Genomic DNA, 20864 nt, shown 5'->3' with positions numbered 1-20864 from the left:
CATGTCCACTCAGTCCCTACTAGCTCGACTCGACCAGGTTCAACCAACGATCCATATCCGCGATATGCACTACCGCGGCAAACAACCATTGCGTTACACCGTCTCAAAGGTTGATCCGGCCGTGATGGGGTACCGCGCAAACCTGGCTAAGGTAGCCGTTAACGCCCTGGCAGAGCGCATGCGCATTCACGACGTCACGGCCACGGTAAAGGGCCGTGACGTAACGGAGCGGGCTCGTCGCCTCGTCCGTGATTCAGATTTCCCCATGACGCTACAGTCGATCCTCGTCGACATGCTCGCAGTGGGTAGCGCTTACCTCATTGTGTGGACGGATCTCACTGGCCGCCCCGTTGTCACGGGGGAGTCCGCCGAGCAGGTTATCGTCGAGCGTCACCCGGTCACCCGTGCAGTGACCGCCGCGGTTAAGCGGTGGGAAGTGCACGACGAGATGGGGCGCCTGATTTCCGAGCACGTGATTAAGTACCTGCCGTACAAGGTGATCCACCTACGCCGCGACATTGTCGAAACTGAACTGAAGGTCGTCGAGGTCGTCGACAACCCGTTAGGTGTTGTCCCCGTCGTGCCATTGGTCAACGTGGAGCGGATTCACGACGACGTGGGCTATTCCGTCGTCGACGACCTGGCCCCGCTCGTTGACGCGCTGAACAAAATCATGGTCGACATGCTCACCGCTTCCGAGGCGGTGGCTCGTCCTAAGCGGTATGCCACCGGCGTCGAGCTGGACGACAAGGACACCGCGTGGACAGCCGACGAGTATGACGAGTATGACGAGGGATTCAACGCCGACGACCCGGTCGACAACGACGCCGGCGCCGACAGCGCCGACGACGTTGACGACGAGCACGTGCAGGCACCGTTTAAGGATTCAGACGACATGTGGATCACAGAGCAGGCTGAAGCAAAGTTTGGTCAACTCGCAGGCGCGGATCTCAACGGCTATCGCACAGCGGTGGATCTGATCATTCAGCAAATCATGGCGATTACCGCGCTACCGGCGCACATGGTGGGTATCACCACCGCTAACCCCTCGACCGCTGAAGCTCTACGCGCATCCGAAATTGCCCTCGCAGATAAAGCGTCGAGCCGTATCCGCGTCGTCAACCGCCCCGTCGAGTGGGCTTTACGCCTGCTCGTTGCTGTTGACGCCGGCGTGACCCCCGACGAGGTCACCGTCGACGTGAAGTGGGCAGATACCGCGACACGTTCGCATGCTCAGGACGCTGACGCCGCCGCGAAGCTCACCGGCGCTGCTATCACCACTACCGACGAGGCCCGCGACATGTTGGGCACTGGAAAGGAACTGTAATGGAAACCAACAACACCAACGAGACCACCAACGATGTTGTCGACGAGGTCGTCGACACCGGCGACGACGTCGTTGACGCCCCGGCCGATAACGACACCAACAACGAGACCACCAACGACGACGGGAAGGCCGACACGTTCGATCGTGCCTACGTGGAGAAACTACGCCGCGAAAACGCTGACTACCGCGCCCGCGCAAAAGACCGCGACGAGGTCGCCGCAACCCGCGACGACTACGCCCGGCGCCTGCACACTGCACTCGTCCGCGCCGACGGCCGCCTAGCCGATCCGGACGACCTCCCGTTTGACGCGGCACACCTCGACGACGCTGACGCGCTCACCGCGGCGATTGGTGACCTCGTTGACCGTAAACCGGGGTTGCGTGCGCGACAGTACGGCAACGACGTAGGAGCCGGTACACGTGGCGACACACCTAAGGTGAATACCGACCTCATTGAAATCATCCGAGGAGTCCAAGGCAAATAGTCACTGTGACTAACTATGCTAGTGTTGGGCCATGAGCGGCCCGGTGCCTGCTCGTGGTGAAAACGTCCCCGATGGACTGAACCGAAACGACCATTCATTTCCGTTCTATCCATTGGGGATTTCTTATGTCTACTGATACCACTAGCGCCCATTCACTCATTCAGGAACAGCTCTCCGCTATCCTCGTCGAACCGCTCGAAGCGGAATCCGTTCTGCTGAAGTCCGGCCCCCGAATTTTCAACTCCGCTGAACCACTCCGTATCCCCACCATCGAATCAGAGGGCCCGGTTACGTGGGTAGGTGAAAACGAGAAAATTCCAGACGACGGCAAAACTCAGTTCGGAGAAATCGAGCTCATGCCGTCATCTCGCAAGTCCTTGAAGGCAATCGAGCGTATTTCCAACGAGCTCATTCGCGCCGCAAAGCGCGGCGTGACCGGCGCTCTACAGGCACGCCTCGTCAAGCGCGTAGCCGACACCCTGGATACTGCCCTGCTCACCGGCGACGGTGCCGACGACACCATCACTGGCCTGCTCAACCAAAAGGGCCTGGAAACCGCCCCTATCTCAACGACGGACACCGACCCGTTCCTCGACGCCCTGGCCCTGGCCGCATCGAAGGAAGTCACCCCGAACCGCTTTATCCTCAACGGCACCGACTTCTACGCCCTGCGCAAGCTGAAGGACAAGAACGGCCGCTACGTCATGCAGAACGGCGTGGACGGTTCCGCCCCGTTCCGACTGTTCGACATCCCCGTCACCGTCACCAACAAACTGAAGCCGGGGCAGGGCGTTCTGGCCAACATGAATGACGTTGCCGTCGTGCGCGACACCAACCCCACGGTAACGATCCTCACCGAACGCTACGCCGAATATGACCAGGTAGGTATCCGCGTAACCACTCGTTTCGACCTTGGTCTCATTCGCCCCGAGTCCGTCATCCTGCTGAAGGGTGGAAGTGGAAGCGAGGCCTAATGTTCACTGACCGCGTATTCATCGTTAAACCACGCCTCGTCAAGTCCCCTTATTCAACGGAGCTTGTCAAGGACTGGACTAACCCCACCCTCGTCCCTGTTGACGCCCCTGTATCTGTACAGCCGGTCACCAGTGACGAGCCATGGACCGGAATACGCTCGTCGGTTGAAACGCAGTGGCGCCTCGTCACCGCACCCGGCCACACCCTCAACGTTGGTGCCGACGCCCGCCTACGCGTCGACGGTATCGACGGAGACCTTGAAGTCGACGGCCGCCCCTCCCAGTGGGGCGCGCCGTTGCGACACACAGAAATCAACCTCAAGCTATACGAGGGGTAAACCATGCTCACCGTTGACGACCTGCTCAACTACGCCCCACCAATACAGGACGGGCTCACCCCACCCGGTGCTGCTCGTCACGCCCTCGACGCCGCCGAGGGTTTCGTCGAGGCCTACACCCGCGGCCGCCACCTCACACCAACCGGCGACTACCGCCCCGGCGTGCGCGGCGTCGTCCTCAACGTCGCCGCGCGCATGCTCGCCAACCCCGGAGGCATCAACACCCGCGTGCAGGCCGGTGCAGTCAGTGTGTCCAAACAGTCAGGTTTCGAGGGCTTCACCCTGGCAGAGCAGGCCGTGCTCAACCGCTACCGCAAACGAGCACTCTAAGATAGGGACGGCCCAGCGGGGGCATTCGGGGGGGGATTGCCGCACAGCGCCGGGCCTAGCCGCTCACACGGGGGGTTGGTGAACGGCTACAGGTAGTCTCCCATAGGTGGGGCGGGGGCGCCACACAAACGAGCGCTACGCGCACTAGTGGGCTTGTTGGTGACCTCCCAGGCCATGACCTCCCATTGTGCCGCTTCCGTTGTCACCCCACGACTGATAGCCCCGCGTGCTCCCTGGCACGCGCGGCTATCAGTTATGCACCACCACAAGCTGATCAGACGAGTGGAGGTGAACCTAACGGGACGCTGTTAGGTTTCTTTCATGCGTTGAAGCTCATTTACGTCCCCGCGGTTGTTGGTAGCCCGGTACTCACGTGTAAAGCCGGGGATCGGTCGACGGTGGATAGTGTTTGGAACGTCCCTTAAAGCGGGTGCCCCACCCAAGGCACACGACATGCTCGTCGTGCGCGGTGGAAGGACACCCGGCTAGAGGTATTCGACGTGAAGGATCGTCACGAGGTCGACGTACTGGCGCGGGGCAATCACCCGCGAAATAGTCCCCCAATGCTCGTCATCACGGCCGGCTCGTCGAGCGGTAACGTCGTCGCCATACGCGGCGCGCGCGGCGTCGAGCACGTCAACGCCGCTGTAGTTGCCCTCGTTGGTGTGCAGCACGACGCGGGGCGGCTGCTCGACCTCGTTGGGGGTTGCTAGCTCGAAGACGAGGGAGGCGTCGAGGCCCAGGCGCTCAATGAGTGTGTCGACGTTGGAGACAGTGAGGTCGAAGGGGTCGATCGTGTCCTCGTCGAGGTCGTGATAGACCTCGTTGCTGTGGCGCTGGATTACGGCAGCAAGGAGGGCGCACGCGAAACGTGCGCTCGACGAGTTGAATGGGGTAGAGTGATTCGCAGACATGCGGAAAGTCGCTTCCGTTGTGTTTAGGCCCCCTAGGTGCGGGAACACCTAGCGTGAGGCCGCTATTTTTTTAAGGCATGTCTATTAATAGGTGGAATACGCCATGGGGTCGCTCGCAGCAGCAGCCCTTGCCGCGGTGCTCTACGCCGTGATTAACGGCGGCCAAGTCAGCAGTGCTATCACGTCCATCATCACCGACGCGCTCTCCAATACTCCGGTCTAATGCAGGTGCTTGACGACGCCGGCTCGGTCACCATCGAGGCCGCCCTCGCGCTCGCCTCCCTGGTCATCGTGGCCGCGGGAATCGTGGGCGGTATAGCGACGCTGTCTGCCCACCTCGCTGCCGTTGATGCGGCGGGTGCTGCTGCGCGATCCGCTGCAATTGGGGTGGACTACCAGCGCGAGGGAGTTGCGGTCGCCATTACTGAATCCTCCGGCCTTGTTACTGCGGAAGCCGCCGTCCCAGCACCTTTGGGAACCATGCGCGCGCAGGCGGTCTTTCCTGCGGAGATCGGAGCTGGTAGAGACTCAGGAGCGCGACCGTGAGGCGTCGTCAACACAGCTGGGGGCGAACTCTGGCCGGTGACGACGGCTATGCCACCGTCGTCACCGCCGGGATCATCGCCGCTGTCGCCTCGCTGCTGTTGGCCGTAGCAGCAGTTGGTTCTGCCGTTGCTGCACGCCACGCAGCGCAGGTAGCGGCCGATCTTGCCGCCGTGGCCGGGGCCTGGGATCTGGCTAAGGGCAGGGACGCCTGCTCGAAAGCTGAGGAGGTTGCCGCTTTAAACAATGCGCGCCTTGACTCCTGTGCCGTTGATGACCGCGACGTTGAAGTCACCGCGCTGATACGTGGACGCAGTGCCATCGCCCGCGCCGGCCCGATTTAAGAAGATTCCGCGCATTTAGAGTTGGGGAAATGCACTCGCGTGGGGTTTCGTTGCTACAGGTACCAGTGGAACAACGAGTTACGTCCACGTGAGTGCATTCCGTAACAGAATTCACTATTTATGCTGGTTAAAGCGATTGACAGGCCTATATTGAGAGTAAATACTTAAAGAGTCTCTCATTCTCTTTTCTCTCGAAAGGTCTAAGCAATGCCCAGCATTGAGATCCCCGGCCTCGGCCGTGTCGGTATGCAACAAATAGTCGGAGCGATTCTGGCAGCTATCGCTGTTGTTGGTGCCCTCGTTGGCGTGACAACTGGAAGTAGCAAGGGGGCTGGTTCGGACAACTCTGGTACGAATATTTCTTCCCCAGCCCGTCCGTCTACCCCAGGGCAGGAACCAGGAATCTCCCTCGAAGAATCCCGAATGATCGCGGAGAAGAATTTCGGAGTGAATCCGACGTTTAAGGAGCGGCTTGGACTATCTGACACTGCATTGGATCGCCTCGTAAGCGAGGTTGATCGTCAACAAAACTCCTTTATGGAACGCAGTGGCGCTACCGCAAGCAATCGAGTCAAGAGCGTTGCGCTTCGTGAACATACAAGAACGCCAGAGTTGACATTGTCCGTTGGGGATAAATGGAAGGGCGAGATCATTGAGTACAAAAATGGGGGATTCACTGTTGTGTCGCGCGTTCGGTATTCGCTTCTAGACATGGCTGAAGCTGATGGATCAATCGATGATATTACTGCGCAAAATTCGCCCGCCCTTAAATACGGGATCGTTGTTACGCGCGATGACAATTACATCTACATCACTTCGGTTCTTATGGGGTGAGAGCATCACAATGATTTTAGAAGTAGGAATTTTATCTACGACGTCATCGTGACTAGTGCGCCCAGGAGTGCGACAGCACCTGCCTTATCCAGCGGGTTGTTGCCGTTGCCGCACTTGGGGGACTGCACGCAGGACGGGCAGCCGGACTCGCAGGGACAGGAACGCACGGCCTCAAAGGTGGCCTCGATCCACTCGGGGAAGCGGCGGAATCCTTCCTCAGCGAAGCCGGCACCGCCGGGGTGGCCGTCGTAGACGAAAACTGTGGGCAGGCCCGTATCCGCATGTTGTGCGGTGGACACGCCGCCAATATCCCAGCGGTCACACGTGGCAATGAGCGGCAGCAAACCAATGGCGGCATGCTCGGCTGCATGCAGAGTGCCCGGTGTTCGCCCCGCGGTGACTCCCATCGCTGCGAGTGCCAGCGGATCGATGGTGTAGGCTACCGCGCGGGTCACCAGGCGCTGCTCCGGAAGGTCGAGGGGCACCTCGTCGCCCACGGAGCCATCGGGAAGTCGGACCTGGTAGCCGGTGACCTTATCGGTTACCTCGACCTCCAGGCTTGCTACCCACAGGCCCGGCGCGTAATTCACCAACTCGTCGGCTTCGCGGAGAATACGGATATCCGTCGTGGACTTCGGCTGGGTGGTGTAGTCCGGTGTCTTCGGCACGGCCAGGGCCACGCCCGGTTCGCCAGGCGCCGCGTCATCAGCACCGCCCAGCTGCAGGTCCTCGATGACGAAGCTCTCACCGCGATGCAGGTAGACCGCGCCGGGATGCACCTGGCTCACGGCGCGGGCGGCGTCGATAGTGCCGAGGAGGCGGCCATCGGAGGCATCGACAATCATGACGTCGTCGCCCGAGCCGCCGCGCAGGGAGACAGCCGCGTGGGCAGTCTCCGGGGTAAGGTCTGCCGAGCCGGCAGGTAGGGGAGCGGCGAACCAGCCTTGGGGGCGGCGGCGCAGCAAACCCTGCTGGGCTAGGTCCTCGACCACGGCTTCAACCTGGAAAGCGGCAACGTCGGCATCGGATAGGGGCTTTTCCACCGCCGCGCAATAGACATGTCCGCCCAGGATATAGGGGTTAGCCGGGTTAAACACGCTCGCTTCGACTGGCCGTCCCAACAGGGCTTCTGGGTGATGCACGAGGTAGGTGTCCATCGGCTCATCGCGGGCGACGAGTACGACGAGTGAGCCTTGGCCGCGGCGGCCCGCGCGGCCAGCCTGTTGCCAAAAGCTCGCCACCGTACCGGGGAAGCCAGCCGTGACTACGGCATCAAGCCCGCCGACGTCGATGCCAAGCTCCAGCGCAGATGTCGTGGCCACACCAAGTAAGGAGCCGTCGTCGAGGGCTTGCTCCAGCGCGCGGCGGTCTTCGGCTAGGTAGCCAGCACGGTAGGCGGCAATGCGCCGAGCGAAATCCGGACGGCCCAACCGGCCAGAAAGCTCCTCCGCTGCGCGCAATGCCGTGGTTTCCGCGGCACGTCGCGAGCGCACAAACGTCAACGTTCGCGCTCCCTGCGCCACCAGCGCAGCCATCATCCAGGCCGCTTCCGTGGTGGCGGCACGACGCACCGGCGCGCCGTTTTGCCCCTCGATGCCCTCCATAAACCCGGGCTCCCACAAGGCCACGGTCCGCGCGCCCGTCGGCGCGCCGTCCTCGGTCACAGCACGCATCTCCCGCCCCGTCAGCCGCAGCGCGTGGGCGGCGGGATCCCGCATGGTGGCCGAGGCAGCAATAATCACAGGCCGCGAACCATAATGCGCGCACAGGCGCATAAGCCGTCGCACGACCAGTGCCACGTTCGCCCCAAACACGCCGCGATACGCATGTGCTTCATCGATGACGATGAACCTTAAATGCCGCAGCACGCGCGCCCAGCGTTGATGCGCGCCCAACAGGGAAGAATGAATCATGTCCGGGTTAGAGAAAATGAATCGCGCGTGGTCACGGATGCCGGCGCGTGCTTCGGTGGGGGTATCGCCGTCGTAGGGGGCGGGGTGGACGTCGTGAAGCGCGGCGATACCCTGCGTGAGCTCCAGGACCGCACGCAATTGGTCCGAACCCAGCGCTTTCGTCGGCGTGATATACAGCGCGCAGGCAGTAGGGTCCTGCGCCAGGCGGGTAAGAATGGGCAGGCGATAGCCTAGGGATTTTCCCGAACTCGTCCCCGTTGCCACCACCACGTCCTGACCAGACCACGCGGCCTCCGCCACCGCGACTTGGTGAGCATAGAGCTTGGCGACGCCCTGTTCCTCCAACGCCGCCCGCAACTCCGGCAGGATCCACTCAGGCCACGGCGCATACTGGGCAGGCTGGGCCGGTAGGGTCGTGGAGTGCGTCAGCTCAGATTCGGCGAAGCGCTCGACAAGAAGCTCGACGAGCTCCTCGCCCATAGGGTTTTCACTCACGCTCGCCTCCACATTTCAGCCACGCATTCCCAAAACATGGCACACTAGTGCAACAGATTGAGCATTGTATATCCGCAAAGGACAACTCTTCATGGCATACGGTACCGTCAAGTTCTTCAACGCCGAAAAAGGTTATGGATTTATCGAGCAGGAGGACGGATCGGGCGATCTCTTCGTGCACTACACCGAAATCCAGGGCACGGGTTTCCGCACTCTAGAAGATAACCAGCGTGTTTCCTTTGAGGTCAGCGACGGCCCCAAAGGCCCACAGGCCACCCACGTCGAGACGGTCTAGGGAGTTTCCGCATAGCCGCGGCGAGTATCCCACCATTCCATGAGCTTGTTCTGGCCTTTTTGCAGGCCAAAGCCAATAATGACCGCGGCGATGATGGAAATAATCATGGCGATGGCCGGCGAGCCCGAAAAAGCCACACCACCCAGGTAACCAATGGCTAGTGCTTGAGCTACCCACATCAAAACACCGATGGTGTCGAAGAAGAAAAACAACGGCCACGGATAGCGCATCGAGCCCAGCAGGATCGTCATGAACAGGCGGGCCGAGGGGATAAAACGCGCAATGATGATGGCCGCGCCGCCGCTGCGCCGGATGTTGCGCTTGACCCAGGTCAAGGCGTCGTAAGCCTTGGTGCCTTTTTGGGCTCTATTAATAAGGGCAATAAGCCGCGTGCCCAAAAGGAAACACAAGTTATCGCCCAGGATGGCAGCCACCATGGCAGTGAAAAACATCGTGGGCAGGTGCGGGAAACCTTGCGAGCCAGACCAGGCGCCCACCATGTTGAGGGGGATTTCCGAGGGCAGCACAGGGAAGAAGCAGTCGAAGAAAATCAGGGTGCCCACCAGCGGATAAATCCACTGGGTGGCCATGATGACCTCGAACCATGCGGTAATAGAAGCAATCACGTCTTCTCCCTGCGTCACGCTGTAGGGGCCTTTCTCAGACGGCAAGTATAGACCCCTCACGTGTGGACGCACAGTGGCCTCAATAACTACAGTGAGCCTTTATCTGTGTACGCTAGGGGCAATTGCCCAGCAGAGGGTTAGCCATCGGAAGGGATGAAGCAGAAGTGGCAGAAGGTACCGGCCCGGGGAAGACCCTGGTCATCGTCGAGTCAGCAACCAAGGCGAAGAAGATTCAGCCTTACCTCGGCGATAAGTACATCGTTGAGGCCTCCGTCGGTCACATCCGTGACCTTCCGCGTGGCGCTGCCGACGTCCCCGCTAAGTACAAGAAGGAATCCTGGGCGCGCCTCGGTGTGAACCCGGAGGATAACTTCACCCCGCTGTATGTCATCAGCCAGGACAAAAAGAAGAAGGTTGCTGACCTCAAAGCCAAGCTGAAGCAGTGCGATCAGCTCTACCTCGCAACAGACCCCGACCGCGAAGGCGAAGCCATTGCCTGGCACCTGCTGGAAGTGCTCAAGCCCAAGGTGCCGGTGCGCCGCATGGTCTTCAACGAGATCACCAAGTCCGCCATCCTGGACGCCGCGGAGAACACCCGTGAGCTCGACGCCGATCTTATCGACGCCCAGGAGACCCGCCGCATCCTCGACCGCCTCTACGGCTACGAGGTCTCCCCGGTGCTGTGGAAGAAGGTCATGCCGCGTCTGTCGGCTGGCCGCGTGCAGTCGGTAGCAACCCGCGTCATCGTCGAGCGCGAACGCGAGCGCATGGCGTTCATCCCGGCCGAATACTGGGATCTCACAGCAACGCTGAAATCCACGCCGGACTTCGATGCCCGTCTGAGTGCTCTCGACGGCAAACGTGTCGCCGCTGGCCGTGACTTCAACGATAAGGGTCAGCTGAAGGGTGACGAGGTGGTCGTCGTCAAGCAGGCCCAAGCGGAGCAGCTGGCCAGCGCGCTGGAAGGCTCCACCATGACGGTGGCCAGCGTCGAGCACAAGCCGTATTCGCGCAAACCTTCCGCACCGTTTATGACCTCGACTCTGCAGCAGGAGGCTGGTCGGCGCCTGCACTACACCTCGGAGCGCACGATGCGCATTGCGCAGCGCCTCTACGAGAACGGTCACATTACCTATATGCGTACCGACTCGACCTCCCTGTCCAAGCAGGGCCTGGGTGCTGCCCGTGAGGCGGCAACGTCCATTTTCGGCGCCGAGTTCGTGGCGGATGGCCCGCGTACCTACGACCGCAAGGTCAAGAACTCCCAGGAGGCCCACGAGGCCATCCGCCCTGCGGGTGAGCGTTTTGCCACCCCGGGCCAGTTGGCAGGCCAGCTCGACGCCGAGGAGTACAAGCTCTACGAGCTGATTTGGAAGCGCACCGTGGCCTCTCAGATGGCTGATGCCAAGGGCACGTCCATGAAGGTCACCGTGCAGGCGTCTGCCGATGGCCACGACGTGGACTTCTCCGCTACCGGCCGCACGATTACCTTCCCTGGCTTCCTCAAGGCCTATGAAGACGTTGCGGCGAAGGGCTCGAACGAGGAGTCCCGCCTGCCGCACCTTAACGAGGGCGATACGCTCACGGCGTCCGCGGTTACTGCCGACGGACACTCCACCAACCCGCCGGCGCGCTATACCGAAGCCAGCCTGGTGAAGAAGATGGAAGATTTGGGCATCGGCCGCCCATCGACGTACGCCTCCATCATCAAAACCATCCAGGACCGCGGCTACGTGCTCTCCCGCGGAAATGCGCTGGTGCCCTCGTGGGTCGCCTTCGCTGTGGTGGGCTTGCTGGAGAACAACTTCACCGAGCTGGTGGACTATGATTTCACCTCCTCCATGGAGGACGAGCTGGACTCCATTGCCGCCGGCCGTGAGAACGGCACTGAGTGGCTGAACAACTTCTACTTTGGCAATACCGAGGCAGGTGAGCAGAAGGCTGCGTCCATCGCGCGCCATGGTGGTCTGAAGTCCTTGGTGGATATCAACCTGGAGGCTATCGACGCCCGCCAGGTCAACTCCCTGCGCCTCTACACCGACGCCGAAGGCCGCGATGTCTTCGTGCGCGTGGGCCGCTACGGTCCCTACATTGAGCGTGCCGTGGGCACCAACGAGGACGGCACGGTGGAGTACCAGCGCGCCAACCTGTCTGAAACCGTCACCCCGGACGAGCTCAACGAGGCTCTGGCGGAGAAGCTCTTTGCCACCCCGCAGGGCGGGCGCGAGCTGGGCCAGAACCCAGAAAACGGCCGCACCATCGTGGCCAAGGAAGGCCGCTTTGGCCCGTACGTCACCGAGCAGGTACGTGAGGATGAGCGCGAGAAGGCCGAGGCTGAAGCCGAGGAGATCGTTAAGCAGGAACGCGCCGCCGAGGACGCCGAGCGTGCTGCCGAGGGCAAGCGCGCGAAGAACTGGGAGACCAAGACTGCGGCGAAGCAGAAGGAAAAGCGCATTGCTGAGTACATCGAGGAAAAACTCAAGCCGGGCACGGCCTCTCTGTTTAGCTCCATGGAACCGGCCAGCGTCACCCTTGAGGAAGCCCTTAAACTGCTGAGCCTGCCGCGTGAGGTGGGCGTGGATCCGGTGGACGGTGAGGTCATTACCGCCCAGAACGGCCGCTATGGCCCGTACCTGAAGAAGGGCAAGGACTCGCGTTCTTTGGCCAACGAGGATCAGATTTTCTCCATCACCTTGGATGAGGCGCGCCGCATCTACGCGGAGCCGAAGCGCCGCGGACGCGCGGCCGCGCAGCCGCCGATTAAGCAGCTGGGTGACAATGACGTTTCCGGCAAGCCGATGACGGTCAAGGACGGCCGCTTTGGCCCGTACGTCACCGACGGCACCACGAATGCTTCGCTGCGCCGTGGCGACGATCCGGAGCAGCTTACCGACGCCCGCGCGAACGAACTCCTCTCCGAGCGCCGCGCCAAGGAAGCCGCCAACGGTGGCACGAAGAAGGCTACGAAAAAGAGCACCAAGAAGTCGACGAAGAAGGCCACCAAGAAGTCGACGCGCAAGGCGACTAAGAAGGCTACGAAGAAGCCCTCCCCGGGCACGAAGAACGTGGTCAAGGCCGGATCGCGCAGGAAGTAGCTAGGCCATGAAGACCAGCTTCGCGCGCGACATGCTGGACCGTACCCAGGAAGGTACTGCGGCTCTCCTGCATGCGGTGCGCCCAGCCTTTACTGGCCGCGATCACTTCACCCTCGGCGCGCTCGCCGCGGGGGAGACCGCCGCATGGTCGGGCCTGTTTACGTGGCGCACGCTGGGCACCGCGACGACGGTTGCAGCCCCTGTGGCCTTGGCCTTGCGCCCCGACTGCTCACCAGAGACCCGCGTGGGACTGGTGGCAGCTGCTCTAGGCCAAGCCGCCAAGCGCGGTAAACCAACGACGTTCGGGGTGACGTGCGTGAGTGTGCAATACGCCTCCTTCGCGTGGGCGCTGCGCGATGCGCGCAATGATGCGTTGGGCTGGAGCTTGCGCACGGGCGCGTGGGCGGCTGGCATCGCGCTAGCTCGTACTCGCAGCGAGCGCCTCGCTACGGCTGTCGCTGGAATCCCGGCGGCTGCGCTCTCCGTGCTAGCCGGTGACCCGGCCTTGCGTGCTGCCGAATCTACGCAGGGGATTAGCCACGGCGCCAATCTTCTTCTGGCCTCTGAGGCTGCGACGGTGGCCCGAACGCGTGCGGTGCAGCTCCCTGCTGCGGGAAAGACTGTGGGAAAGCTCCTGGCTGCGGGCCAGTCGGCGGCCCAGACGGTAGGCCTGGTGCTGCTGGTGGATGGCCTGGCGCGGAAGGCACAGGGTTAGGCACAGCCCCCAACTCCGGGCGCATCGTCTTTCCATAAGACAAGCGGCGGTGGACCCACTCGAAAGGACCAGGCTTGCCTGCGGCCTCAAGCGCGCAGGCGATGAGAAGCGTTGCTAGCCACACGCCGGCGGCCAGCGCTGCCTGGCCCGCGGCACTGAACTCGGGTCCAATGTTGAGCGTGAAGGGGTAGACCAGCGCCAAGAAGAACACGGACTGCAGCACGTAGCCGGTCATGGAACGCTTACCCAGCGCAATCAACGGCCAAAGGAACCATGAGCGCGCACCACGACGCTGCAGGGGTTCCAAGGCAAGTGTCGCCGCCGCCACGATGCCTGGGCCGGTGAGCATACCGATGAAGCTATTTGCTGCGTTGAGAGGCTCCGCCAGTGCCGGATCAATGAATCCGCTGGCGGCCAAGCCCCACGGCAGACCGATGAAGAGGATGATGGCCGCGGTAATCGCCGTCCAGATCCAAAGCTCGCGGCGGTGTCCGCCCGCCAGCGTGCCGCGGCGCGCCCATACGAAGCCGACGAGCATCACGGGCAGCACAATGAAGCCGGTGAAGGGCATTGAGAGGAGCTGGGCGACCACCATGAAGGCTTGTTCGCCCAGCAACTCCCAGTAGTTTTGTGCGGAGGAGAATGCGCCAACATCAACCGTCGAGGTATCAATGAACGCGGAACCAATCCCCATGCCGATACCGATCAATACTGTGAGCCCGAAGAGCACATAGGCCACGATCATGAGGACTCTATCGGAGAGGGAAAGTACGAGCGCGATGAGAATGCCCATCATTCCGTACAACATCATGATGTCTCCCATAAACAGGAAAAGACAGTGCAGTGCTCCAAACAGCGCTAAGAACCCGTAGCGCTTCACAATCACCGTCCGCGCGCGGCCTAGCGGGAAACCTCGCCGCCACAAGCTCATCGCGATAAGCCCCACACCGAAGCCCAGCAACGTGGAGAACATCGGCAGGCCACGCACGTGGACGAACATGGCGGCAAAGACCACATAGATTTTGTCCGCGAGGGTCTCGACACCGCCAAAGTAGGCGTCAGGCCCCTCACCGCTGGTGGAGATCCACCCAGTGGTGATGTTGGCTAGAGCGATGCCCAGCAGGGCCATGCCGCGAGCGACATCGGGGACAAGGAGGCGAGGACTCGAAGTCTGGCGTGGTGGATGGGGCTGGTGTGGCTGTTGGAGCATGGCCTCGAAGTTACCAGAATCACAAGAGCCTATTTATCCTTGGGCGCGCTCCGCCAGAGTCGGGCGAATCGGGCGTGCCAGCTGCGTCATACGACGGCGCCCGCGCAGCTCAATGGACTTCATGAGTGTCCAGCGCGCTTGCTCCGCCTCATTAGCTCCGCGCAGCGTGGCGGAGTTGGTGAGCACCTGGCCCGGGGTGTCTTTGGCCAGTTCGGTCAGGCGAGCGGCTTCATTGACGGCGTCACCAATCACGGTGTACTCAAAGCGGTCCGCACCACCAATGTGGCCGGCCACCACGTGGCCCGCAGCTACGCCGATGCCTGCCTGCAGCTGCAGACCGCGCAGCTCCTGGCGCAGCTCGCGGGCAGCTTGTAGCGCCATAGAGTTAGCGTCATAGACCGTGAGTGGTGCACCGAAGACGGCGAGGGCGGCATCGCCCTGGAACTTGTTGATGATGCCCTTGTTGCGGTGTACGACCTCCACGACGTGCTCGAAGAACTTGTTAAGCTCCTCCACGACCTCCTCCGGGGTGTGGTTGACCGCGAAGGTGGTGGACCCGATGACGTCGATAAACAGCACTGCAACCTTGCGGTCCTCGCCGCCGAGTTCCGGGCGTTCCTCCAGTGCACGCTGGGCCACCTCAGTACCAACGTAGCGGCCGAAAATATCGCGCACGCGCTGGCGCTCGCGCAGGCCACGCATCATTTCGTTAAAACCAGCCTGCAGCACGCCGAGCTCGGAACCATCGTAGATATCCACCTGGACATCGGTCTCACCGCGGCGAACGCGGTTAATAGCGTCCTGCAGCTCCAGGATGGGGTCGACCACACTCATCATCGCGAACATGGTGCCGATTAGTCCCGTACCCAACGCGGTAATGCTCAGCGCGATGATGGCGGGAATGATATCGGAGGTATCGGCGGTGAACATCCCCATCCTCTGGCCCACGTGGACCAGGATGATGCCGATGAGCGGGATGCCGGACGTCATGAGCCACGTGGACAGCAGGCGGTACTTAATCGGCGGCTCCAAGGTCGAATCCTCGAAGCGCCGCGCCACGGCCTCCGCCGCGACGGGCCGCACGAGGCGCTCTGCCTGCAGATAGGTAAGTAGAACCACGAGCGCTCCGGCCAACGTGGAGGACACTCCTACCACGATTCCCAGGCGCGCGGATTGCTGGCCAGCCAGCACCACCGCCAGAAGGATGCCGAGCAACCACACCATGGCGGCCACACCAGCCTGGTAAATGGGGATGCGCAGCACCAGGTTGCGCACCATGTTGGGGTCGTGGGCCGTCGGGTTGCGCTGCCAATCAAGCACTGGCCGGAAGATGCGGAGTGTGACCGCAATACCGATGATGACGGCGAAGATGACAAACAGCGAACCGTAGGTCCACAGGTGTGGCGTTTCGGAGATGAATTCCGAAATCTCCGGCATGGGGAGGAAGAAGACCACAAAGGTCATAATCGCGATGGCGCCGATGATGTTGGCGCCCAAGACGAGCGCGGCGTACATCGGCCATTGGGTGCCCCACAACCAGCGGGCGCCACGCATCAGTCTGTTCATGGTTACACACTTTAGTTATCCCAGTAGGCTTGAGCGAGTGAACACCTCCAGCGTTGCTACAAGGCTTGCCGACGCCCCCTCCGTCGCCCACACCATCCTCAGCGCTGCCCGCGCGGCGCGGGGCGAGGGCGACCCGCGCGCGATGAGCCATTCCTGGCTGTTTACAGGCCCTCCCGGTGCCGGGCGCTCGCTGGCCGCGCAGTGCTTCGCGGCCGCCCTCATGTGTACCTCTGCTGATGAGAACGGCGACCCGGGCTGCGGGCGCTGCCCGTCCTGCCAGAGCGTCCTGGAGAATCACGAGCACACCGACTTGGTCTACGTGGACCCAAAGGAACAGTTCATCACCGTCGGCGAGGCGCGTGAGGTTATCGGGCGCGCGGCCAGCCTGCCCAGCGTGGCGCCGTGGCGCGTGGTCATCTTTAACAAAGCAGATCGCCTCCGCAACGAGGCTGCCAACGCGTTGCTCAAGACCGTGGAGGAGCCGCCAGAGCGCACCGTCATCATCATGGTGGCCCCTTCAGAGGACCCGGAGGATTTCTCGGTTACGCTGCGCTCGCGCTGCCGCCACCTTTATATCCCGGCGCCGAGTGTGGAGGGCGTCGTCAAGCAGCTCGTCGCCGAAGGCGCTACCGAGGACGACGCGCGTCTGGCCGCCGTGACTACTCTGCGCCACGTGGGGCGTGCGCGACACCTCGTCAAAGACCCGGCCGCACAAAAGCGCCGCGCCATGGCCATCAACCTGGCCGAAGACGTCTTCCACGGCTCCCAGGCCTTCCAGTCTGTCACCGCGCTGCTGAAATTCATTGAGAAGGACGCCAAGGATTCCCACGCGGAGGCGGAGGAGGCGGAGCGCTCCAAGATCGAGCAATCCTTCGGTGTTGGTGCCAAGGGCAAGGGTGCGGCCAAGGCGCAGCGCGACGCCCGCAGTGCCCTGAAGGACCTGGAGGATCTCCACAAGAAGCGCGCTAAGCGCCGCATTGCTGACGGCCTCGACATCGCCCTCGTGGATCTCGCCGGCATTTACCGCGATGCGCTCATGCTCAAAGTTGGCGCTGAAGTGGAGATGACCCACCCGGACTTCGCGGGCCTAGCCGGTGAACTTGCTCAACGCGTGAGCGAAGACGGCCTGCTGGCCGCCCAGTCCGCTATCCGCACCTGCCGCGAGCAGCTGCCGCAGAACGTCACGCCGCAAGTGGCTTTCGACGGCATGGTGGGCCGCCTGCGCCTGGCCTGTGGCGCGCGCTAACCAGCACGTGTGCTGCGTGCACACTACAGGTGATAGCCCGATTTCTTTATCAGCCCAGGCCTAGGCTAAACTCTCAGGCGGTGCATATACACACTGCATCGTGCCGCCTTAGCTCAGTCGGTAGAGCATCTCACTCGTAATGAGAAGGTCGCGAGTTCGATTCTCGCAGGCGGCTCCACTTAGACGTCGGATTTGATAAGTACCCTTTTGCGTTAGCGAGTATCGCTTAGGGGGTGTGAAAAATCGCTTGCGTTAGCGGGTTTGGGTTTTGCGTTAGCGGGTATCTTGTTTGCCCTAGTAAAATGCGTATTCAGGGTTTAACGCGCTAACGAAGCGTTAAACCTAAGGCCGTTTCACGAGGAGGTGTGTGGTGAGATCGTATGCGTCCGGCGATGAACTAGCCGCAGAGATTACTAAGCGTGGCGAACTTTTTATCGGCGAGTTCGTAGGCGTTCCTGGCGATGGTTGGGACCGGCTGGTTGACGGTGTTGACCGCACGCCCCGGCAGATGATCGCCTACCAGCTTGGCTGGATGGAATTACTGCTCGGCTGGGAACGTGACGAACAAGCCGGTCTTGACGTGGTGACTCCGGCACCTGGTTTTAAGTGGAATCAACTGGGCGGATTGTATGAATCGTTCTACCAACGCTGGGAGCAGGTATCTACTGAGGATTTGATCGACAGGTTCAAGATCCTGCTTGGTGAGATAGTCAAAATGGTGGGCGGTCTAACCGAATCAGAATTGTTTAGTTCGGGTCAGCGTGCGTGGGCTTCTTCCACCCCGTCGGCGTGGCCGGTGTGGAAATGGGTGCATATCAACACCGTCGCGCCATTTACGACGTTTCGCACCAAAATCAGGAAGTGGAAGAAACTGGCAGCCTGCTAGCAATAGGCACGGTGATTTCAGTGCCGATTCTGAAGACGAACTGGATCTCGTTGGCTCCGATAACGGCATGGTCGATAAGCGCTGTCCACTGGGATGGTTGAAAATGCTGGATGGGCTTGTCGGCCAACTGGGTGTAGGCGGTTTTGATCGCAGTGGCCTTGGCACTCTTGGCAGCAATCTCGGCCTCGATGGCTTGTTTGCGGCCCAGGGTTTTCTGGTATCGCGCTTCTAGCTGGGTGTAGCGGGCGAGGTATTGGTCCTGGTCTTGCGCTACCCGCTGATTTTCTGCAACCAATGATTCAATCTCGCTGGCAAGAGCGCGGATTTTCTCGTCTAGGCGCTTGGACTCCGCTTCGAGCTGGTCTGTATTAAACATGGCGTCGATGACCTGTGGTAGGTGGCTTTGTCCGCGATATTGTTCAGCCAGCTGGTTTAGCGCGGCGAGGAACGCGGTCTGGATTTGCTCATCACGCAAGGTAGCGGTCTGGCAGGGACGGGGATGGTCGTATTTTTGGTTGCACCGCCAGATCGTGTGCTTGTATTTAGTGTTGGATGCCCAGGTTTTGCGTCCGTACCAGGATCCGCAATCTGCGCATTTGAGTCGGCTGGCAAATAGGCCGATTTTGGAGCTGTTGGTTGCGTGGCGGGTGGCCAACTCGTATTGAACCTGATCCCAGACGGGCGCATCAATAATCGGCTCGTGGTTTCCGGTGACGTAGTATTGCGGGACTTCGCCCTCGTTTACTTCGATTCGTTTGGTTAGGAAGTCAGCGGTGAACGTTTTCTGGAGCAGGGCGTCGCCTTTATATTTCTCATTGGTCAAGATGGAGCGCACGGTTGAGGTGGACCAGTTGGTTTTACCTCGCGGAGTCAAAATACCGCGACGCTGTAGCTCGGCACGGATTTCGGTGATCGATGAGCCGTCTAGAAACAGCTGGTAGATCAAGCGCACGGTCGGGGCTTGAGTCTCATCAATAGCGAGGTTACCGTCAGCGCCTTTCTTATATCCCAGTAGCGAGGAGTAGGGCACCATGACTTTCCCATCAGCGAAGCGTCTGCGATGTCCCCAGGTGACGTTCTCAGATATGGAGCGAGATTCTTCCTGGGCAAGACTACTCATGATGGTGATGAGTAGTTCGCCTTTAGAATCAAGGGTCCAGATGCTTTCTTTCTCGAAATACACCTCCACACCGGCTTCTTTTAGCTGTCGGACGGTGGTCAGGGAGTCGACGGTGTTACGAGCAAACCGCGAGACACTCTTGGTGAGGATCAGATCAATTTTCCCGGCTAACGCGTCGGCGATCATGGCTTGGAAGCCCTCACGGTGTTTGGTAGAAGTACCGCTAATGCCTTCGTCGGCATACATGCCAGCAAACACCCAATCAGCACGCGATTGGATGTGGACGGTGTAGTAATCGATTTGGGCTTGATAGCTGGTGGCTTGTTCTTCCATATCGGTGGACACCCTTGCGTAGGCTGCCACCCGGCGTTTGGAGCTAAAACCTGAAAGCGCGCTGTCGTGGATGCGTGTCTTGGTTGCTGGTATCGCGGTAACCGTAGCCACTGTTATTCTCCTTCCAGCTGGGCCAGCGCAATGACTGTCTGGCGCTGATCGTCATGGGTGAAGATCAACTTGTCTTTCATGACCGTGATGCAAGATAGGCGGGACATGATTTCTTCCTCATTCCACTTAGCCAGCGTGAGGATCTTGATTACTGTTTGTTTGAGTCGGGTTTCTTTGAGATCCGGCCCACAAGTATTGCCTTGCCCGAGGCATGCTCCCCAGCAACGCCAAATCTTGTAAGCACCAGCCTTTCGGTAGCGGGTTTTACGCTGATAATTCCTGCCACACGAGGCACACTTGATCCTGGAAGTAAAACAGCCCGTGGCAAGCGAAGGCGTGGCAGCAAGACCAAGCCTGTGGCGACGCGCTAACTCTGTTTGTACTTGTTGGAAGGTCTCTGTGTCGATGATGGCGGGATGGGAGTCTTCAACCCAGTAGCGCTCCAACTCGCCATTGTTTTTTACTTCTCGTTTGGCGCCGATAGCGGGGATGAAGGCGGTTGTAGACGACTTCAATCCAGTAGGCAACGGCCTTGCGTGCGGCATCACGGGTCGCCCAGCGCTTACGGTCATAGAATTCGGTTTTAAGCGTCGACCAGAACGACTCGGCCATCGCGTTATCGAAGCACACGCCAGTACGCCCCACAGACTGAGCAATGCCCAGGCTGCGGCACACCTCCCAGAGCTTCTCACTGGTAAATTGCGTTCCACGGTCAGCGTGAAACACCAGCCCATCAGGAACGTCACCACGAAGCGTATGCGCCATCCGCAGGGCCCGTTCGACCAGGGATGTATCTTGAACGCTATCCATTGCCCAGCCCAATACCCTGCGGGAATGGCCGTCGCGGACCGCGCACAAGTACAACCAGCCTTCACCGGTGCGCAGGTAGGTAATATCCGACATCCACACCCGGTTGAGCTCACCAGTATCAAACATGCGTTTAACCAGGTCAGGAAGAGTTGACTTACGCTTGGATTGAATCGTTGTCACCGGGACAAAGGCACGCGGTGAAATCCCTTCAATACCCATCATGCGCATCCGCTTCGCCACAGTCTTACGGTTAAGCGAAATGCGGTAGCGCTCGGTAAGTTCTGCGGTGATCCGCGGAGCACCATAAACCTCATCAGAGTCTTTCCAAATCTGATGAATCTTTCGGTCAACATC

The 20864-nt window shown here is 60.7% G+C and carries 21 protein-coding genes and 1 tRNA gene; 14 read left to right on the top strand and 8 right to left on the bottom strand.

Annotated elements, in window-relative coordinates; genetic code table 11:
• Position 1: 1 nt before the first annotated feature.
• The 5 genes from QP922_RS09645 to QP922_RS09625 all read left to right on the top strand — a co-directional run bounded on the left by QP922_RS09645 (position 2) and on the right by QP922_RS09625 (position 3454).
• Entirely contained in the window at positions 2–1327 is a 1326-nt protein-coding gene (locus QP922_RS09645; protein ID WP_284809190.1) for a phage portal protein, read from the top strand.
• A complete protein-coding gene (locus tag QP922_RS09640) occupies positions 1327–1812 on the top strand; it encodes a hypothetical protein (protein ID WP_284809188.1) in 486 nt (161 codons plus the stop codon). Before QP922_RS09645 ends, QP922_RS09640 begins: the two co-directional genes overlap by 1 nt.
• Before the next feature lie 125 nt (positions 1813–1937).
• Complete coding sequence (locus tag QP922_RS09635) at positions 1938–2786, top strand: phage major capsid protein (RefSeq protein WP_284809186.1); 849 nt, start codon at positions 1938–1940, stop codon at positions 2784–2786.
• Positions 2786–3124 carry a hypothetical protein gene (locus tag QP922_RS09630; protein ID WP_284809185.1) on the top strand — a complete coding sequence of 113 codons (339 nt, stop codon included), beginning with the start codon at positions 2786–2788 and terminating at the stop codon, positions 3122–3124. Before QP922_RS09635 ends, QP922_RS09630 begins: the two co-directional genes overlap by 1 nt.
• Before the next feature lie 3 nt (positions 3125–3127).
• Complete coding sequence (locus tag QP922_RS09625; RefSeq protein WP_284809183.1) at positions 3128–3454, top strand: hypothetical protein; 327 nt, start codon at positions 3128–3130, stop codon at positions 3452–3454.
• A 485-nt stretch (positions 3455–3939) separates the two neighbouring features.
• On the opposite strand, the gene QP922_RS09620 is transcribed toward QP922_RS09625, so the two are convergent.
• Complete coding sequence (locus tag QP922_RS09620; RefSeq protein WP_284809182.1) at positions 3940–4368, bottom strand: hypothetical protein; 429 nt, start codon at positions 4366–4368, stop codon at positions 3940–3942.
• Between the two features lie 91 nt (positions 4369–4459).
• On the opposite strand from QP922_RS09620, the gene QP922_RS09615 reads away from it, so the two are divergent.
• The 4 genes from QP922_RS09615 to QP922_RS09600 all read left to right on the top strand — a co-directional run bounded on the left by QP922_RS09615 (position 4460) and on the right by QP922_RS09600 (position 6089).
• The gene (locus QP922_RS09615; RefSeq protein WP_284809180.1) at positions 4460–4591 is read left to right on the top strand and encodes a DUF4244 domain-containing protein; all 132 of its coding nucleotides are present in this window, start codon (positions 4460–4462) and stop codon (positions 4589–4591) included.
• Complete coding sequence (locus QP922_RS09610; RefSeq protein WP_284809179.1) at positions 4591–4914, top strand: hypothetical protein; 324 nt, start codon at positions 4591–4593, stop codon at positions 4912–4914. The genes QP922_RS09615 and QP922_RS09610 overlap by 1 nt, the downstream gene beginning before the upstream one ends.
• The gene (locus tag QP922_RS09605) at positions 4911–5255 is read left to right on the top strand and encodes an Rv3654c family TadE-like protein (RefSeq protein ID WP_284809178.1); all 345 of its coding nucleotides are present in this window, start codon (positions 4911–4913) and stop codon (positions 5253–5255) included. Before QP922_RS09610 ends, QP922_RS09605 begins: the two co-directional genes overlap by 4 nt.
• Positions 5256–5462: 207 nt before the next feature.
• On the top strand, positions 5463–6089 hold the full coding sequence (locus QP922_RS09600; RefSeq protein ID WP_284809176.1) for a hypothetical protein: 627 nt from the start codon (positions 5463–5465) through the stop codon (positions 6087–6089).
• A 35-nt stretch (positions 6090–6124) separates the two neighbouring features.
• Here QP922_RS09600 and QP922_RS09595 read toward each other — a convergent pair whose 3' ends face one another.
• Complete coding sequence (locus QP922_RS09595) at positions 6125–8482, bottom strand: DEAD/DEAH box helicase (protein WP_284809272.1); 2358 nt, start codon at positions 8480–8482, stop codon at positions 6125–6127.
• Between the two features lie 106 nt (positions 8483–8588).
• Between QP922_RS09595 and QP922_RS09590 the strand changes: the two genes are divergently transcribed.
• Positions 8589–8792 carry a cold-shock protein gene (locus QP922_RS09590; protein WP_039673371.1) on the top strand — a complete coding sequence of 68 codons (204 nt, stop codon included), beginning with the start codon at positions 8589–8591 and terminating at the stop codon, positions 8790–8792.
• Here the strand turns inward: QP922_RS09590 and QP922_RS09585 are convergent.
• Positions 8789–9382 carry a DedA family protein gene (locus QP922_RS09585; protein WP_448313771.1) on the bottom strand — a complete coding sequence of 198 codons (594 nt, stop codon included), beginning with the start codon at positions 9380–9382 and terminating at the stop codon, positions 8789–8791. The two genes, QP922_RS09590 and QP922_RS09585, sit on opposite strands and share 4 nt — an antisense overlap.
• 200 nt (positions 9383–9582) lie before the next feature.
• Here QP922_RS09585 and topA point away from each other — a divergent pair, with 200 nt between their 5' ends.
• Entirely contained in the window at positions 9583–12513 is a 2931-nt protein-coding gene (topA, locus tag QP922_RS09580; RefSeq protein WP_284809174.1) for a type I DNA topoisomerase, read from the top strand.
• 533 nt (positions 12514–13046) lie between these two features.
• Here the strand turns inward: topA and QP922_RS09575 are convergent.
• Both QP922_RS09575 and QP922_RS09570 read right to left on the bottom strand, forming a co-directional pair.
• Entirely contained in the window at positions 13047–14438 is a 1392-nt protein-coding gene (locus QP922_RS09575; RefSeq protein ID WP_284809173.1) for a DUF418 domain-containing protein, read from the bottom strand.
• 33 nt (positions 14439–14471) lie between these two features.
• Positions 14472–16004 carry an adenylate/guanylate cyclase domain-containing protein gene (locus QP922_RS09570; protein WP_284809171.1) on the bottom strand — a complete coding sequence of 511 codons (1533 nt, stop codon included), beginning with the start codon at positions 16002–16004 and terminating at the stop codon, positions 14472–14474.
• Here QP922_RS09570 and QP922_RS09565 point away from each other — a divergent pair.
• From QP922_RS09565 to QP922_RS09555, 3 genes are all read left to right on the top strand, one after another.
• Positions 16003–17250 (top strand): DNA polymerase III subunit delta', encoded by a 1248-nt coding sequence (locus QP922_RS09565; RefSeq protein WP_284809170.1) that lies wholly within the window; start codon positions 16003–16005, stop codon positions 17248–17250. The genes QP922_RS09570 and QP922_RS09565 overlap by 2 nt on opposite strands.
• A 102-nt stretch (positions 17251–17352) precedes the next feature.
• Positions 17353–17428, top strand: a tRNA-Thr gene (locus QP922_RS09560).
• Positions 17429–17617: 189 nt separating this feature from the next.
• A complete protein-coding gene (locus QP922_RS09555) occupies positions 17618–18136 on the top strand; it encodes a ClbS/DfsB family four-helix bundle protein (protein WP_011273047.1) in 519 nt (172 codons plus the stop codon).
• Here the strand turns inward: QP922_RS09555 and QP922_RS09550 are convergent.
• From QP922_RS09550 to QP922_RS09540, 3 genes are read right to left on the bottom strand one after another with little or no spacing between them, the layout of a single operon-like run.
• A complete protein-coding gene (locus tag QP922_RS09550; protein ID WP_062036122.1) occupies positions 18105–19700 on the bottom strand; it encodes a recombinase family protein in 1596 nt (531 codons plus the stop codon). The two genes, QP922_RS09555 and QP922_RS09550, sit on opposite strands and share 32 nt — an antisense overlap.
• Positions 19701–19702: 2 nt before the next feature.
• Positions 19703–20146 carry a recombinase zinc beta ribbon domain-containing protein gene (locus tag QP922_RS09545; protein ID WP_284809168.1) on the bottom strand — a complete coding sequence of 148 codons (444 nt, stop codon included), beginning with the start codon at positions 20144–20146 and terminating at the stop codon, positions 19703–19705.
• Entirely contained in the window at positions 20127–20849 is a 723-nt protein-coding gene (locus tag QP922_RS09540) for an IS3 family transposase (protein ID WP_284809271.1), read from the bottom strand. The genes QP922_RS09545 and QP922_RS09540 overlap by 20 nt, the downstream gene beginning before the upstream one ends.
• Between the last annotated feature and the right edge of the window lie 15 nt (positions 20850–20864).

The organism is Corynebacterium sp. MSK218 (assembly GCF_030232655.1).
Classification (GTDB): domain Bacteria; phylum Actinomycetota; class Actinomycetes; order Mycobacteriales; family Mycobacteriaceae; genus Corynebacterium.
This window is presented reverse-complemented; position numbering and strand designations above follow the sequence as displayed.